The sequence below is a fragment of the Mesorhizobium sp. M1273 genome, from assembly GCF_040318195.1.
Classification (GTDB): Bacteria; Pseudomonadota; Alphaproteobacteria; order Rhizobiales; family Rhizobiaceae; genus Mesorhizobium.
This window is the reverse complement of sequence record NZ_JAMYLV010000060.1, coordinates 1-17,287: the sequence shown is the minus strand read 5'-3', so window position 1 is coordinate 17,287 and position 17,287 is coordinate 1. Positions and strand designations below refer to the sequence as shown.

General features: G+C 61.2%; 9 protein-coding genes and 2 pseudogenes. 3 read left to right on the top strand and 8 right to left on the bottom strand.

Annotation, left to right across the window (positions count from 1 at the left end):
• Positions 1-286: 286 nt before the first annotated feature.
• Both NKH30_RS32035 and NKH30_RS32030 read right to left on the bottom strand, forming a co-directional pair.
• On the bottom strand, positions 287-4,801 hold the full coding sequence (locus NKH30_RS32035) for an nSTAND1 domain-containing NTPase (protein ID WP_352998010.1): 4,515 nt from the start codon (positions 4,799-4,801) through the stop codon (positions 287-289).
• A 111-nt stretch (positions 4,802-4,912) separates the two neighbouring features.
• Positions 4,913-5,777, bottom strand: a pseudogene (locus NKH30_RS32030) (IS110 family RNA-guided transposase); the annotation flags it as partial.
• Between the two features lie 293 nt (positions 5,778-6,070).
• On the opposite strand from NKH30_RS32030, the gene NKH30_RS32025 reads away from it, so the two are divergent.
• Positions 6,071-8,290, top strand: a complete 2,220-nt coding sequence (locus NKH30_RS32025; RefSeq protein WP_352998008.1) for an adenylate/guanylate cyclase domain-containing protein — start codon at positions 6,071-6,073, stop codon at positions 8,288-8,290.
• Positions 8,291-8,332: 42 nt separating this feature from the next.
• Here NKH30_RS32025 and NKH30_RS32020 read toward each other — a convergent pair whose 3' ends face one another.
• Entirely contained in the window at positions 8,333-8,845 is a 513-nt protein-coding gene (locus NKH30_RS32020; RefSeq protein ID WP_352998006.1) for a YHS domain-containing (seleno)protein, read from the bottom strand.
• A gap of 27 nt (positions 8,846-8,872) precedes the next feature.
• Positions 8,873-9,409 (bottom strand): ankyrin repeat domain-containing protein, encoded by a 537-nt coding sequence (locus tag NKH30_RS32015; protein WP_352663153.1) that lies wholly within the window; start codon positions 9,407-9,409, stop codon positions 8,873-8,875.
• A gap of 345 nt (positions 9,410-9,754) precedes the next feature.
• Between NKH30_RS32015 and NKH30_RS32010 the strand changes: the two genes are divergently transcribed.
• Entirely contained in the window at positions 9,755-9,907 is a 153-nt protein-coding gene (locus tag NKH30_RS32010; RefSeq protein WP_352618725.1) for a DUF1330 domain-containing protein, read from the top strand.
• A 466-nt stretch (positions 9,908-10,373) separates the two neighbouring features.
• Here NKH30_RS32010 and NKH30_RS32005 read toward each other — a convergent pair whose 3' ends face one another.
• Together NKH30_RS32005 and NKH30_RS32000 are read right to left on the bottom strand one after the other, a co-directional pair.
• The gene (locus NKH30_RS32005) at positions 10,374-10,730 is read right to left on the bottom strand and encodes a hypothetical protein (RefSeq protein ID WP_352819589.1); all 357 of its coding nucleotides are present in this window, start codon (positions 10,728-10,730) and stop codon (positions 10,374-10,376) included.
• Positions 10,731-10,787: 57 nt separating this feature from the next.
• Positions 10,788-12,230, bottom strand: coding sequence for a LuxR C-terminal-related transcriptional regulator (locus NKH30_RS32000; protein ID WP_352618722.1), 1,443 nt, complete (start codon positions 12,228-12,230; stop codon positions 10,788-10,790).
• A 184-nt stretch (positions 12,231-12,414) separates the two neighbouring features.
• Here NKH30_RS32000 and NKH30_RS31995 point away from each other — a divergent pair, with 184 nt between their 5' ends.
• Positions 12,415-12,795: a hypothetical protein gene (locus NKH30_RS31995; protein ID WP_352618720.1), complete on the top strand. Its 381-nt coding sequence runs from the start codon at positions 12,415-12,417 to the stop codon at positions 12,793-12,795.
• A gap of 359 nt (positions 12,796-13,154) precedes the next feature.
• Here NKH30_RS31995 and NKH30_RS31990 read toward each other — a convergent pair.
• Positions 13,155-13,734: pseudogene (locus tag NKH30_RS31990) on the bottom strand (dienelactone hydrolase family protein).
• 742 nt (positions 13,735-14,476) lie between these two features.
• Positions 14,477-16,222: an adenylate/guanylate cyclase domain-containing protein gene (locus NKH30_RS31985; RefSeq protein WP_352819591.1), complete on the bottom strand. Its 1,746-nt coding sequence runs from the start codon at positions 16,220-16,222 to the stop codon at positions 14,477-14,479.
• Positions 16,223-17,287: the final 1,065 nt, after the last annotated feature.

The following is a 17,287-nucleotide window of genomic DNA, read 5'->3' as shown; positions in this document are numbered from 1 at the left end:
TTCGCCAAAGTAACAGCAGCCTGATCAGACCAGATACCGTTCCCGATTCGAAGGCCATCCGTCGAAAGCCCCCGCGTCAACGTGCAGCGAAAATAGCGCTTACCTTGAAGGAGACCGGGGTGGAATCCAAGCGACCCGACCTCCCAAACCTAAAGATCGAAAAGCGAGGGAAGTAGCGCGGCCACTCGCGTACTGCTCCCCCCGCAAAACTATGGAAGCAGTGCGATTGCGGCGGCTACGGCGTAGCAGTCGAGATAGCGTCACCGGCCATGGACTTTGGGCGACATCAGCTTGGACAATCACCAAGGTCGCTTTCCACGGGAAGGAAGAAGCGACGCCGTTCGCACGCGGTCAGTTCGCGTGGAACAGTTTGCTTCGCGAAATCGATGAGATCTTCGGGTGTCTGAAAAACCCGTATGAGGCGAACGTCTTCATCATAGGGCACGATCACGACCCTCGTTCCATCTGAATTGAAGGCCGCGCGTATCGGTGCCGGCCGCTTGTGCTCATCCTTCGAACTGGCAAGCACTGCCATCTCGCGTCCTGTCCGCGCGTCCCAGAGCCGGGCCGTGCCGTCCTGAGTTGAGGCTGTCAGGACATAGTGCCCGTTAGGACTGAATTGCGCACTGGTCGCTGCGCCGGTGTGCCCCCTGAGAACGACCCTTTCCTTTCTGTCCAGGACGCTCCAGATTCGTGCGGTGCCGTCGCGTGAGGCAGTCAGAAGCGACTGACCATCCGAGCTGAACTCGACTTCGGTGAGCTCATCGCGGTGACCACTCAGGATGGCGAGGGTGCTCCCGTCCTTGACTGTCCAGATCCGCGCGCTGTGGTCGAGCGAGGCCGTGGCGACCAGTTGCCCGTCCGGACTGAACGTTGCCCCGGTTATTCGACCCTCATGCCCGACCAGTTTCTTCAGTTCGGTCCCGTCCGTTTTCAACAGGTGCGCGGCGTTGTCGCTGGTCGCGGCGAGGACGAGATCGCCGTCCGGGTCGAAAACAACCTGCGCACTTGTTTGGATAGTGGAGACCTCGGCGCCAGTCGCCGCATTCCACAACCGCGCGGTGCCGTCGGTCGAACTCGCCTCCAGGAGGTCTCCTTTCGGACTGAACTGAATTTGAAACAGCCCGCCTGGAAATTTGAGCCGTGCGATCTCGCTCCTGCTCGCGACGTCCAAGATGAGGACTCGGCCCGCGAGGGATGCAGTTGCAATGCGACTTCCATCGGGGCTGAACATTGCGTTCTGGACGATTTCGTGCGTATCGAGGTCGGCCAGCTTGCGACCGGTTACCACATCCCAAAGGTGCACAGCGCTGTCCCCGCCTCCAGTCAGAAGATGCATATTGTCGGGACTGAACACCGCGAAGGTGGGACGATTTGCGTTGGACAGGGTAGTCGTCAGAATTCCGTCGACGTCCCAGAGGCGAGCGGTGCCATCATGTGAAGCCGTGAGAAGAATATTGCTACCGACTGGGTCGAACTCAAGGTGCTCGATCAAGGCACGATGGCCAGCGATGGTGGCGAACAGCGACGCTCGACCGACGTCCCAAATGCGTAACGGACCGTTTATGGAAGCGGTGGCCAGGAGGCGATCGTCGGGGCTGAAAGCGCTGTTCATTTCCTGATCACGGTCGTCCCCGGCGTCACTCTGTTTCAAGTTCGGGGACTCTTGGCCGAGCACGTCAATTAGCCCTCCAGAGTTTCCGTCCCAGAGACGCGCGCTACCATCGAGTGATACCGTTGCAATTCGGCGGCCGTCGTGACTGAACGTTGCGCCTTGTAATTGGGTGTCGCTCTTGTGGCCAAGGAGCCTTGCGATTTCGGTTCCGTTCGATGGGTCCCAAAGCGCGGGGACACTGTCAAATGAAACGGTGTACCACGTGCCTACCAACAGCCGACTTCCATCCGGGCTGAATGTGAGCTTGGATGCAAAGCTGCCAATAAAACATTGATGGATCAGCGCGCCATCTTTCGCATTCCAGATGAAAACGGTCTGTCCTTCTGAGGTCGCAAAGCTGCGACCATCCGGGCTGAAGCCAGCCAATCCGTCTCCACGGCTGTCTACGCTCAGGATCTTCGTTCCAGTTCGCGGGTCCCAAAGCGAAGCCTGATTGTTTCCGGCCGCGGTCAGCACGCGCTCGCCGCTAGGGTCAAAGGCTGCTGTAGGAAAGGAGCCGCCTACCGGCTGAAGAACAAAAAGCTGCGCTCCAGAGTCGGCATCCCAGATGCGCGCGGTCCCGTCCCTTGCCGCTGTAATGACCCGGCGTCCGTCCGGACTGAATCCGGCTCTCTCCACAGGTCCCTCGTGGCCCTTCAGGATTGCAATCTCTTTACCATTCGCGACATCCCAAATGCGCGCGGTCTTATCGTAGGATGCAGTGACGATGCGATCGCCGGTTCGATTGAAGGCTGCCTGCGTCACTCCGGCGTCGTGTTTGAACACCGCCGTTTGGCGGTGTGCCAACAGAGCGTTGAAAAGTGCGGCCTCTGCTTCAAAGAGATTTGGCCGCGCGGCTCCCGATCCGCTCTTCGGCAGCGCCTCCAGCGCCAACAGGATCGCGGCCTCCGTATCGCCGCTCGCCGCGATCTGCTGCGAAAGAAACGAAAGCGAAAGAGACTGATTGCGCAGCGCCTGATCGCGCGCCTCAAGGGCCCCCTTTTTGGCGGCCATCGCCAACTCGGCTTGCCGTGTTGCTGCCTGTTGTGCTCTGAACCCGAAGAACGCGCCTGCGCTGGCCATAAGGGCCAGCGCCGTGGCGACGATGGCCGCATAGCGCGTGCGTCGCGCGAGCCGGCTCGCAGCCGCGGCCGCAAGGCTGCGGCGCTCGGCCTCGCGCTCCAGGCGCTCGCGCTTTGCTGCTTCAGCCGCCTCGATGAGTGCCCGCTCTGCCTGCCTGTCCTTCTCGTCTCTATCCGCCTCAGCACGCGAAGACGTCTCAATGTAGTCGACGATCTGATCGTCGACTTCTACCCGTCTCGACTGCAGCAATTCCTCGCCCTCGGCGAGCCGCTTGCCGGACGGCAGGAGAAGCTCCCGGTTCCGGTTGTCGGCATGCCAGCGGTTGGCGTCAGCCGCGACCCGAGCGCGGGTCTCGAGGAAGCTCCGGTTCGCATTGACAATGTCGCTAGCGCGCGGCCAGCGGCTCAACAAAGCTTCGTGTGCCACGCGCACGTAGACGTGGCCTGCGGCATCCTCATCACTGACGAGAAGGCGAGCGGCGACCAAGGCCTCAACGAGAGCCAATCGTTGAGGCGTGCCCGTGACTTCCGCGCGCAAGGCCGGACGCGCCGCAACTGCCTCATCGCTTGGGCGCACCGTGGTGAGGGCACGCAATACGACTGGTAGCTCCTCCTGGATGTCCGGCGGGAGAGCGTCTACGACTTCGTCAGCGCGGCGCGCGATCGCCCCTTCCAAGCCGCCAAGTGCCTGATACGCAGCAAAGGTGAGGATCCGGCGCTCTCGCCCCGCATCGTACAGAGCGTCGAGCACAAATTCGAGAAGCGGCAAAGATCTAGGATCAGCAGCTGCTGCCTCCTGCAGGACATCATCCAGCCGGCCCCGTTCGGCTGTCTCCTCGTAGCGCAGCCTGGCGGTGCGTGCCGGCTCGCGGATGATCTGGGCGATCTCAGCGCCGGTCGGCGGCAGGAGTTCATAGCTGCCGAGGCCATCCTTGAGTGCCCAGAAACCGGGGACCTCGCCGCAACGATGAAAGAAATCCGATCGGATCGTCGCGATCACCCAGACCAGTCCGCTGCTGGCGAGTGCCGCGAGGAGCCGTACTAGCACTTCGCGCGATGCCGGCTCCGTCGTGAACAGCTCCTCCATCTGATCGATCGCCACTACCAATCGCACTTGTGAGGAGGCTGAACCTGCGGCGGCCGCCGCTTTGGCGTGAGCCTGGCGGACGAGCGCCAGAGCTCGATCAGGCGAACTCCGACAGAGTTGAGCCAGCGCTGCCGGTTCGCAAGCCAGCTCCGGCAGGGCGCCTTCGCGAAGCAGCCCAGCGGCCAGCGAGGCGACCGCATCAGGGGCGTCGGAAGGGCGAATTAGGCAGCGGCGCCAAAACTTGATGCCAGCCGCTGCACCGGTTCGAGTGATGGAAGGCAGCAGCCCTGCTCGAAGGAGAGAAGACTTGCCGGAACCGCTCATACCATAGATGAGCAGGAATGCCTTGCCGTTGGCGGCCTGCTGCTCCAGGCGTTCGATGCAGGCAGCAGTCGCCCGAGCTCGGCCAAAGAAGAGGTCGGCGTTTTCGAACTCGAAGGGGTTGAGACCTCGAAAAGGCGACGTGACCTGCTCCTCTGAAGCGAGAGGCACGCGGTACGCGTGCACAGGCCGGGCGATGTTCTTCAACCTTTGTTCGCCAAGATCGACGAATTCGAGCGAGAGCCGATCGCGGGCCTGCGTGTAGACCGCTTCCGAAATGCATATTCCACCTGGAGGTGACAGCGCCTCCAGACGGGCGGCGACGTTCACACCGTCGCCCATGAGATTGTCGCCCTCTACGACAACATCGCCGAGATTGATGCCGATGCGAAAGCGCAGGCGGCTCGACTCGGGCAGCTCAGCATTTTGTCTGCCGACTTGGACCTGGATTTCAGTGGCGCATCGAAGCGCCTCGACGGGGCTTGCGAACTCGGCGATGACGCTGTCCCCAGCGCTCCCGAACACCCGTCCCTGATGTTCCTCTATCAGTCGGTCAATGATCTGACGATGCGTCCGCAGGGTGGCAAGTGTCCCTTCCTCGTCTCTGCCAATCAGCCGGCTGTAGCCAACTGCGTCGGCAGCAAGGATGGTAGCCATTCTACGGTGAACGCGATCCAGGTCATACCTCCCGCCATCTCGGAGCATCCTAACGGAAATGGCGCCCTGTGGGGAGAGGCACCGAATTGGCCTCAAGCGAGCTCTGGCTTACCCAGCGTAGGCGGCAACCTGTCGTCGATTGTCAAACTTGCGCGACAATCCCTCAGACCACAGGACGGCCGCGAACTCCGGACCTATTCCCTTGAGGCTGAGCAGCAGGGCCGGTGTTGGCTCATCTGCCGCGAGCAAGGCGTCGCGTGCCTCTTCAACATCCTTGATCTGCTGGATCAGCAACTCGATGCGATCAAGCTCGCGGCTGATCTGCGCCATGAGCGCTGGCGGCAGTGGACGCCCATCTCCGGTAATGAGCGCGTCGAGGCATCTGCGTCGATCGCCTTTCAACGGTTCGTATCCGGACACACCTTGGCTGAACAAAAGGCCCTTTATCCTGTTGACGTGCCTGATCCGCTCGTTCGTCAGCGCCTTCCGCTCCCGCACCAACCGGCGACGGTCTTCCTCCTCCGGCGTTGGCACTCGCAACATCGCGCAAACCCGAGGCTCCGCCGCGGTTGTAGGCCAACAACGCTCGAACCAGTGCTTCCCCATCAATCCTGTCGGTCTTGGCCCGCCGGCGGCGACGCGATGTGGCAATCGATGCCGGGTCCACGACATAACTCTCGATGCCTTCGCGTTCGAGGACCCGATGTATCCAGAATCGATCCAGACCAGCTTCCTGGATTGATATGACCCGGAAACGCCGCCCTGTCCGCACTTCCGCCTTTCGTTGCAGCTCTGCGAAATGATCGAGCAAACCCGGAATGTCGCCCCCCGGCACGAGGTGTCTCGACATTCTCTCGCCCCCACCTGGCGAAAGCGAAGTCACGAGCCATTTTGAACGAGACAGTTCTAACGAGACAAATATTGCGGCAAGATCGACGCGGATAGCGGCCGGGGCTTTGGTGGTGTTGGCTTGCATGCTGACCTCCAGGTGATGTTTGGCGACTTCACTCTGTCGCCTTCCATCCCCATAGGATCTTCAGCAATTGTCGGCCGTAGGGGCAAGCTTTGCCGTCGCCCGAAAGTCTGACGTCGGCGAATACGCTGTAGGTCGCGGTTGCACCATGAGCCGACATTCCGTCGAACATCACCTTTTCGGAATTCAAGGCGAACGCCCGTAGCCGATTTTGTAACGTACCTCATCGGAGAAACGGGTGTTGGCTGCTAAGTGTGTATGGTCTTGCCATTGGGCTTTCCTTATAATTCTGCCCAGTGGAACAGGTTCAACATCTCGAACGGAAGCTGGTCGCTATCCTCGCCGCCGACGTGGTGGGGTACAGCCGGCTGATGGGGCTGGACGAGACGGGCACACTCTCGCGGCTCAAGGCGCTCCGGCGCGAATTCATCGAACCCGCGATCGAGGGCTACCATGGCCGCATCGTCAAGCTCATGGGCGACGGCGCTTTGGTCGCGTTCGAGAGCGTCGTCGATGCCGTAGCATGCGCCATTGAGATCCAACGGGTCACCGCGCAGCAGAACCTCGGTCTTCCCGAAGATACCCGGATCGTGTTCCGCATCGGGATCAACCTTGGTGACGTGATCCCCGACAAGGACGACTTCTACGGCGACGGCGTCAACATCGCGGCCCGGCTGGAAGGGCTGAGCGATCCTGGCGGCATCGTCATCTCGGGAACGGCCTACGATCAGGCTCACAACAAGCTCGGCCTGACCTTCAAGTCACTCGGCGAACAGCGTCTCAAGAACATTCCAGAGCGGGTCCGCGCCTATCGGGTTCTGCTGGAACAGACCGCAGGAGCCAATAAGTCGCGCTCTCGGCGATGGCCTGTGATCGGCGCCACGGTGCTCGTTCTGGCTCTGATAGCGGGGATTGCGGTGATTCTCTGGCCGCAAGCGATTGCCCTGCTGCCCGGTCACGGTTCCACCCCGGTCGGTTCGTCGGTCGGCAAGCCCTCCATCGCCGTGCTACCGTTTACCGATCTTAGCGAGAAGGCAGGCCAGGATTATTTTGCGGAAGGGCTCGCAGACGATCTCATCACCGATCTCTCGAAGATCTCGGGGCTCCTCGTCATCGCACGCAACTCCGCGTTCTCCTTCAAGGATCGATCCCTCGACGTCGACGAGATCGCGGCGCAGTTGAACGTCCGTTACGTGGTCGAGGGCAGCGTCCGGCGGGAGGAAGATCTAGTCCGCATCAATGTCCAGCTCATCGATGCCCAAACGGGGAGCAACATCTGGGCCGAGCGATACGACCGCGACTACTCCAGGATATTTGCACTTCAAGACGAAGTGATCGGGCGTATCGTTGAGGCACTTTCGGTGCGTCTGACGGAAGGCGAACGCGCGCAGATTGCTCGCCTCCCCACGCGAAGCCTGGAGGCATACGATTTCTACACCCGAGCCGAGCAGAAGGTTTATGTGGTCGACAACAGGTCTCTCGGAGAGACCCTGTCCCTGTATCAAAAGGCGATCAAGCTCGATCCTACGTTTGCAGATGCTTACTCGGGCTATGCCCGCGCCACGGTGGACGTGCTCGGCTTCGACTACCAGGTGCTCATGCTCAGCGCCGTCGCTCGCCAGCGCTCCTACGAAGCGGCAGGGCGGGCGCTGGAGCTCAATCCGCAATCTGCGCGCGCCTATGCCGTGCTCGGCATCCTGCAGATGCTGGACGGCGAATGGGACCAGGCGATCGCGTCGGTCAAGAAAGCCGTCGCGCTGGACCCGAACGGCGCGGAGGCGGAGCTCAATCGGGCGATCGTGCTGACCTACGCAGGACAGAACCTGGAGGCGCTGGCAGCGATGGAACGCGTGTTGCGGCTCGATCCCAAGCCGCGCGCTCAGGTCTTCGACTATTACGGCTTCGTGCTCTACATGAACCATCAGTACGAGAAGGCTTTGCAGGCGCTGAGCAAGGTCCAGCCGGGAGAGCGCAGCGACCTTGGTCTCGAAACGCTGGCCATGGCAAATGCGCGGCTTGGCCGCATGGCCGAGGCGCACGATGCGGCTGCATCAATCCTGAAAGAGATACCCGAACAGAACCTCGCTGGTTATCGTGTCGTTTACGCCCACCATCGGCGGCAAGAGGACCTCGATCACCGGCTGGGCGCCCTTCGCGCCGCGGGGATTCCCGAGCGGAGCTTCGATTTTCGCGGGCGGGAGGAGGACCGCCTGGGCGGCGCCGCGATCCGAGCCCTAACGGGCGATCGGACATGGGTAGGACATCAACACAATGGCGCAGCGTTCGTCATGGAGCTGAGTGCAAATGGAGATGTCGCACTGAGCTCGCAAAGCAGCATCATCACCGGCACGTCCAGCGTGGATGGCGACCTCTTCTGCACGCAATCCACCGCGACCTTGCTCGGCCGCAAGTTCTGCGCCCCGGTCTATCGCAATCCCCAAGGGAGCAGCGATACCCAGGACGAGTACGCTTGGCCGGACTCCGTCACAGTCTGGTATTTCTCGGTGTCTCCGTGACAGGCGCCATTCAACTTGCGGGCTCACGACATCGCGCCGGAGCTAGTTGGCGGCCGCTCTAGCCTCGAATTCCTTCGCCTTCACTGCGGGCCATTCGGCTTCCCCTTTCGCAATGACAGGCGCCGGGTCGGCATCGAAGTCTTCCTCCAGGCCCTCCTTTCCGGAGAACAGGAAGAGCTTGCCATTGACGATGCGGAAGGCTTCCGGGTCAAGGTTCGCGGATGCCTCCTTAACTGACATTCCCCCGGTGCAGAAGCCGCCGAACTGAGGGGCATAGCGCACCGGCTCGGAAACAAAGGCATCCCGGTGTTGGACGCTGGCGAAGTACCACGTTGCTCCGAGCCACTTCCTCGAGATCTTGGGCGAACCCATCGTCGCGCGACCGTCGGTGAAATATGCTACCGGATCGTAACCCAGGATGGCGACATTGCCGAAGTATCCGGTGTTCACTCCGTCGCCGGCGTGGGATCCACCGGTGCCGAAGAGGAGGAGGGAGGCGGCGGCTACTCCCGCGCATAGCAAACTGTCAAACGTTCTGGAACGGTTCTCTGTCATGTTCTCCTCCAGTAGCCTTTCTCGATGTCAGTTGCCGAGGGCGATGCACACCTTGTACGACGACCCCATCGTTTCCTTGGGTTGGCATTTTGCGCCGTGCTTCTTGAGCAAAACCATCACGTCGGTGCTCTGATAGAATGTCGCGCGGCTGAGAGGCGTGTACCCGTATTCCTGGATTGCCTCGACCTGTGCGCCGTGCGAGATCAACAGCTCCGCGATGGCCGTCTGGTTCTCTTCTGCTGCCACATGCAGCGGCGTGATCTTGTGCGTGCTCAACGCGTCGACCTCGGCCCCGTGGTCGAGCAGCAATTTTGCGATGTCCAGGCTTCCTGAGTAGGCTGCCGCATGTAGCGCGGTGAAGCCGCGATCGTTGCGGGCTTCGATGTCCGCCTTGGCCCCGATCAACGCAATGGCGACCTCGGTCTTGCCGGCAAGCGCCGCATCGATCAGCGGGGTCTGACGGCTCTCGTCGCGATCGTTCACATTGGCGCCTTGTGCCAGGAGTTCGGCAACCTTTCCGGCGTCGCCCTCCCGAGCAGCGTCGTTGAGCGGCCCGGCCGTCACCGCACCGACGGCAAACCAAGAAATGAAAGCAACGACCAGAGCCCGACTGACAAGCCGAAGCCAACCGGTTTCGAAAAGCCTGACCCGGATCGGGAAGGCCCTCGCCAGCAACAATCGCCTGTAGACCGTCATCGTCTAACCCTCCGGGCGCGCTCGCCCGCGGATGGACGTATATGAGATCAGTCTAATACATTTGGCGCAGCGGAGCCATAGGGTGTCCGGCTTATGCGCGAGTCGAAGTCGCGCGAGGCGCCCTGTGTCACCCCCGGCAGCGGGCTATCCGGGCACCAGCACCACGACCGCTAGAATGGCCATCAGCAGGTAGGCGGCCATGCCGATCATATCGTGCTGCCGGAAGCGCCAGATCGCGGACACAGCCATATTCCTTCTCGGTCGGCTGCCGAAGCCTGGTATGGGTCGCCGGGCTATCAGGCAATCCTACCGCTTCGCCTGCAGAGCATGACTTGCAATGCCATCATTGTTGATGGGGCAGATTAGCGCTTAATCCTTTGTTGCGGCTAACCCCTTCAACGGAGATCGCCAAATGGTCAGAACCAAACTTTCCAAGCAGCTTTTACAGGCTGAATTCGGCCGCTTTATGATTGAGGCGGAGCGGCTTCAGATCTTGGTCCCACCCGGCTGAACGTCCGCTATCATTCTTCGGACGCCAGAAGCCGCCATTCCGCTGTCGGCCTCGTTCTAGTCATTCCAATCCAGCCGTGCGATGATCCGCAGTCAACGCTGCTCGGCCAGTGGGCCGAACGGGCGAAAGCAACGTGCGCCGTGAGAAGGCGTTGCCCACCCATTAATCCGCTACGACGGGGCCCTCGCAGGCTCCCGTTTTCCGCGTCCGAAGTCATCGACCGACTCGGCTTCCATCGGCTTTGGCAAGACTAATAGTCGAGCCCACGTACATCAATGTTTTCAGCTCGCCACTTCTCGACAGAAGGGCTGTCGATTGTGGTCATTGTCCTATTCTCAACATGACCTTGCGCCCGTCGGAAAGGGTTCCCGTTCCTGTGCCAGCCGGGGGTTGTCTGCTGGTCAGCGAGAACACGAACCGGGACGAGAGTTGCCCGCAAACGATCGTTCCTTCTCCATGCGAGAACGCAATATTGACGGTAGCCGTCCCTCGGCATTCGACCCCGGCATTGGTCTGTCCGCTAATGGTTCCGAGCCGTGTAATGCTGTTGACGGAAGCCGTCCCGGAGAAGGAGAGCGTCCCATCAACAGTTTGACCAGAGACTGGTGCAATGATGGTGAGCGGATTCTGCGCCTGCGCGTAGCCGACAGCGTCTACGACGCCATAGGCAATCAACATTGTCGCTAAGACTCGCTTGGTCGCGCCGAGGGCTCCGCAATGGTATCTCAATTGAAGCTAGGCCAGCCCCGCGCGGCGGGCGCCCTCCCGGATCGCGGCAATTGCAGGAGGACTGGTGACTGGATAGGAGCCGATAAATCCTTCGGCCGAAATGTCTGGAAATTCTCTCGCCAACCGGTTGGCAATCTTTATTGCCTGAGGTGTTTCGCCGAGCATGGCGTGCGCCATGGCTTGGAACAGCAGCGTTGCAGGCGAGTCCGGCGGAGCTTGGCTGAACGCGGTCAGGCACTCCCTGTGGAGACCTACAACGAAGCTCGACCGGCCCAGCATGCTATAGTACCAGGAAACATGTGGATTGAGACGGATCGCGCGCTTCGCCAGTTCATATCCTTCCTGCGGGTCGCCTGTCACGAATGCCTTTCCTCCGGCAAGCAAGGCAAGGGTATCGGCATCGTGCGGGGCGGCCGCCAAGGCAAGATCATGTTCTCTTGCTGTGGCAACGAGATCGCCCTGCAAGGCTCGAAGCTCGGCTAGACATATGCGCGCATGGGTATCACCCGCGTCGAGCGCCAAAGCTCGTTCGAGGCACAGTTTCCAGCGCTCCTTTGCGGCGGAAGGGTCATTGGTAAACGCATTGATGGCGGCGACGGCATGCGCCAGCCCCAAGACTGTCCAGGCTCTGGCAAGATCCGGGTCCAGCTCGATGGCACGCGTCAGAAGCCGCACCGCTTCCGCATTCGAAGCGTGCGTGTACAAATTGTGCTGCTCGACGCCGAGCAGATAGTAGTCATAGGCACGAAGGCTGGCGGGGTGTTTTCGACGGACGACATCACGTCGAAGTTTTGCGAGCTTGCCGCAACAGCTAGCAAGGACATTGACGACGTTTTCGGTGACTATGTCCTGCATCGCAAACAGGTCTTCCGCAGATCGATCATAGCGGGCCGTCCACAAATCGACTCCAGTGCGCGCGTCGACGAGTTGGACGCAGATCCGCAGCTGCTGCGCTGCCGCCTGCAAGGTCCCCTCAAGTAGATAATCCGCATTCAGTTCCCGCCCGATGGATCGCACGTCATCGCGCCGTCCCTTGTACGAGAGCATGGTCTGGCGGGCGATGACCGCAAGGTCGGGGTAGCGAGCGAGGTCGACCATGATGTCCGCCGACAAGCCATCGGCCAAGCGGTTCCATGCTTCGTCCGCGCTCAGATTGTCGAAAGGGAGAACCGCAACGACTGTTGGCCCTGAGCCCTCTACCGAAAGGCCACCGGATGGTGCCTGGCCCGTGTCTTGCTCGTGTTGGTTGGCAAGCAAGGTTGCAAGCGCCACTTTGTTGCGAATATCGAGTTTCCGATAGATGGCCGACAGATGGGTCCGAACGGTAGTCGGCGCTATGAAGAGCGTCTCGCCGATTTCACGATAGGTCATCCCCTCGGCGAATTTTGCAGCGACCACCCGCTCCCGGTCCGACAGACTGGTCAGAGGATTGCTTACGGCGCGAAGCATCGCTTCAAGTCTCCGATCCGCTACGAGTTGTGGCCGACCCGGCACGGCAAAATACTACAGATGCGATCCCGAAAACACAGCATTTGCACGATGCCATCCGACCGCCAGCAATTCTAGGCTTTCCTGTCGATACGGTTTCGTAGGGTCGCAGAGCCCCCAATCCATTCTGTAACAGGAGGTATCCATGACAAAGTCCTCAATCTTTGCCGCAATGCTGGTGCTGCCTTTGTCGGCTGGACCATGCTTGTCCGAAGGCATGCAATCTGGTGGCAAGCTGATTTCCGAAGATGCCACGAGAGCGGTTAGTGCCGAATTGTATTCCGATATTCTCATCCGAGCGTGCAGGAATGGATGGCGCTATCCTCGGAGCCAAATCGAGAACGGCTTCAAACGGCATCTCTGGGAGCTGAAATTGCAACTGGTCGATCAGGGTTACACGATCGTGCCTGGTGCGAAAGCGAACAACTCGCCCCGGAGTCTCTCCGCAACGGCATTTGTCGCCAAGCGCCAATCTGTCGCGTCGCGCCAGTTCGGCTGTTCCCGCCAATACTGGCTCGACGAGTGATCGTTCTGGAGCGCGCAACCGGGGCAGCATATCAGGCAAGTATTGTGGTCAATTGGCTTCCTAGTCCGGTCGTATCGGCTCGGTGGCTCCCTTTGAGTTCCAAGCTACATGTTCGGTCTAGGATCCGACGGATGTCTGGAATGGGTCAGGGGCGCGATTCGGCCAAGGGCGAACGAGCATCCGCCTGGGGTCGTGAGCTGAATGACTGCTTTTGCCAACGGGATGCTCGAAAGCTGCCGATCTGCTTGCGGCCCCGATTCGGTCATTTTGAAATATAGCCTTTGATGACTGCATGTGGCGCTCCTTGCTCCTCCCGATGGACGGGACGACCGCACTCAATAAGGCCCTCGCCGACATGGTTAGACACGGTCCAGGAACTCGAGCACCCGCCGCGTGAGCAGTGCGCTGGCAGCCGCGTCGTACGACGGGAGCGAGCTGTCGGCGAAGTGGTGCTGGTCGTCGGGATAGAGGAACAGCTCCGCGTCCTCGACCTTCTCCACGATCTCGCGAGCGGCGTCGATGTCGCCCTCGCCGATGAAGATCGGGTCGTTATCCATACCGTGGATCTGGACCGGGACGTCGTCCGGCCAGGATCCGAAGGCCCACTCGCCGCTAATCGGCAGACAGGAGTGGACGAGCAGGGCTCCGCAGGCACCGGGTCGTGTCTGTGTGAGCTTCTGCGCCGGCAGTACGCCGAACGAGAATGCGGCGTAAACGAGCTCGGGGTCAGATCGCCGGCGACGCGGACGCCGCGCTCCCGCATGTCGTCGAACCTGATCTCACCGATTTAGGCGAGACCCTCGTCAATACTCCGGAATGTGCGTCCGTCGAACAGGTCCGGCGTATGCACGGTGTGCCCGGCTGCCCGCAGGTCGTCAGCGAACGCGCGCACGCCGGGAGTCAACCTTGTGCGTGGTGGACCAGCAGGACCTCGGCCATGGGAGCCTCCAGATGGGACGTGGATTGCGGCGATAATTGCGAATCGCTTCGCAGAACTGCAAGCGATTTCGCTGTGCATCGAAGAACTTCCAAATGATGATAAGCCTCGGCGTATCGTCTTTTCCCGGCGTGACGACGCGGGGAAACCGATCTACACCAACAGATAGGCGGCGACGAAAATGCTTCGGCGTTACCCGCGTCCGCCAGACGGACGCACCGCGGTGGTAGTGTCTTGGTTCGAATTTCCGCCAAGGTTGACTCCGGCCGATGCGCGAAAGGCAGCTTGAATGAGCGCCATGAAAGTCGCTTTGAGCGCGTCCATTCGTTCAAGAACCCTAAGCTGCCGAACGACCGAAATCGACGGCGAAGGACTGGCTGGGTGGATACTGTTGAAAAAGTCCGGCGCACCGCAAATCGCCACCGATCTTAGAATCCAGTTCCACCCTGGCGCATTGCATGGAATCAGGATTCAATTTTGGGGTCTCTACGAAACGCCATCCTACGAAAGTGCCACGGGCGACCGCGACGCGGACTTTTTTGAACAATATCGGTATCGGTGGAGACCGGAAGTTCGACGCGAACCCAACAGAGAGCTCGCCAGCTGTTCACAGCTGCTCTACGGGCTCGGTCCTCGGACAAGCCGGCCAGAGAACTATCCTTCCAGAAGCGGCGCGGGATGAAGGGGCGCGTCCGCCTGGCCGGACGTGACGCGCAGGAGAGGGCATCTTTGCAGCCGCGACGATCACTCCGGCACGCCGGCAATACCCAACGCTTCGACGTAGTGCTCGGCGAACACCTTGTCCCGCCACGGGTTGATCTGCCTCTGCAGGCCGAGCGTGTAGGTCGGGAACGCCTCCATCAGCCGCCGCGCCGCCGCCTGCGCTTCGTCCGGCCGGTTGAGTTTGACCAGCGCCATGATCACCACCCGGTGCGAGGAGCCGTAATTCGGCATCTCGCGCAGCGCTCGTTCTCCCCAAGCCAGCGCTTCCTCGTAGCGTTCGAGCATCAGGTAGCTCATCCCGATGCCGGAGAGCGCGATGCCCTTCTCGGGGTCGACCGGACTCAGCCGCATCGCCCTGTGGAAGTGCTCGATCGCGACGAGGGGGTGGCCGGAATGGGCGTTCACCCAGCCGCTGCCCGTATGGCCCTGCGCCGAATTGGGGTTGAGGAGCAGGGACCGTTCGATCGTGTCCAGCGCCGTCTCGTAATCCTTGGCGCTGTAGGCGATCACCTGCGCGGCGAAACGCAAGCTTGTCGGGTCGTCTCGCGCGTCCGCCAGCACCTCGCGGGCCATGCGCACCGCGACGCGGATATCGTCGGGCTCGTGCCAGCACTGACTCACCGACAGGCTGCGGATATAGGCACCGAGTGCCTTCGCCAGGGTGAAGTCTGGGTCGATGCTGAGCGCCTCGTTGGTGAGCCGGCGCACGTCGGCGAAGCCTTCGCGCGTCATGCTGTAGAAGCGCGGCAGCGCACGAAGGTAGAGGTCGTAGGCACCGATGTAGTCGGTCGGCTTCATGCGCGCCTGCTTGATCTCCTGCAGCCGGATGCTCGGTTCGACAGCGCCGACGACGCTCTCGGTCACCTTGTCCTGCAGGTCGAAGATGTCGCTCACGTCGCCCTCGAAGCGGTCGGCCCAGACATGGTGTCCGCTGATCGCGTCCACCAACTGCCCACTGATGCGCACCCGCGATCCTGCTTTGCGGATGCTGCCTTCGAGCACGTAGCGGACGCCCAGCTCGCGCCCGACCTGGCGCAGGTCCACCGCCCGGCCCTTGTAGGTGAAGGACGAGTTGCGGGCGATCACGAAAAAGGAGTTCACCCGGCTCAATCCCGTGATGATGTCCTCCACCAGCCCGTCGGCGAAGTATTCCTGGTCGGGATCGCCGCTCATGTTGGTAAAAGGCAGAACCGCGATCGAGGGTTTCGCGGGCAGCGGAGGCGATGCAGCCACCGAGGCGCCGGCGTCGGTCTCGACGCGGTAGGCGCGCACCGGCCGCTCGATGTTTTTGAGGCGCAGATTGCCGAGTGGCGTGAAGCCGCAGTCGAGCTTGCCCTGAAGGTGGTCGTAGGCGGTGCCTGAGACGACCACGGTGCCGGGGTCGGCGATGCTGTCGAGGCGGGCTGCGATGTTGACCCCGTCGCCGTAGAGGTCGCCGTCCTCCTCGCAGACCACGTCGCCGAGATTGACGCCGATGCGGAAGCGAATCCGCTCTTCCTCGGGCATCTCCGCCTCGTGTTCTGCCAGGGCCTGCTGGATCGCCATCGCCGAGGCCACCGCGTTGACGACGCTCGCGAACTCACACAGCATGCCGTCGCCGGTGAGCTTGACGATCCGACCCCGGTGCTCAGAGACCAGCGGTTCGAGGAGGTCCTTGCGGTAGATCTTCAGCCGCTCGAGCGTGCCGCGCTCGTCGCGCTCCGTCAGGCGCGAATAGCCGACGACGTCGCACACCATGATCGCCGCGAGGTGGCGCTGCGTGTTCATTGCACCGCTCGGCCAAGCGCCTGCACGCGGGCCGCCCCGCGTCCATGTCCTGCCAACTTCCTGACGCCCCATGTGCATGGTATCCGTCTCTCCCAGTCGCCGCCCGTCGCCGATAGAGAGCGGAAAACGCAGCTCGACCTTGCCTTCACGAGATTTCGCTATCCCGCTTGCGAGGCGTGGAGCATTCCAGTCGCCGCGCTAACAGCCAACCGGCGACACGCCCACGCAGCCTCTGGGGACGCTGACACGCCACTCCCAGAAGGCCGGAGATATTTACTGCCCTTGGTAACCGGTTGACGCCACCGTGGCGGTGCTTTTGTCACCGCGATGTAACAGTGAGATGCCTACGAACGCGCATCGGGCATCACACCAGACGTTCGCGCTTTAGAGGTGCTGAGGTCGGAAAGTGGCGCGATGCGGACTTCGCCTACTCGGCAGCTGCCAGCGTGGGTCAAACGGCTTGGTTGGATAGAAACTTGCCGCATGGCGCGGCCTGTCGGAACAGCGTGATTGCGGCAAGGAGCCGACATCGAGTGGCCCCGCGTTGAGGCTTGCTCAAACTAGTCGCTCGCGGGCCGTTGAATCGAAATCACGAAGCCTAGACCTAAGGGCAGACGTTAGTCCTCCGGAATTTCGGTGACAGTGCACTTTGTGTCGCGTTCGCGCGACCGTCGTGTGTCGATTGACTGCGTGGCGGCGCGCTCGCCAAAGTGGGCGTAGGACTATCCAACGCGCGGCAAAAGAGCACTGGGCATGTTTTACAAGCCGCTTCGCGAAGTTGCCACGGACGATGATCACCTAGGAGCCTTAGGACATCCGCCCGCAATCACCAAAATCCTCAATCAACGATCGGCACATGAGGTCGCCGCCACAAAGCTGTGGCTAACCGACCTTCCACGTTCTCGCCGATACCCTCGTCACACCAGTCGCTGGCTCAGGCACGCGTCGCCATCGCCCTGTGACGCGCCGACTACAATCCTGTTTCATAACACCCATCTGTCTATGTCGTTGAAGTGAATAGGTTTTGCTGATCTGGATGCGATCCCGTGGGGTATTTTGGGTTTT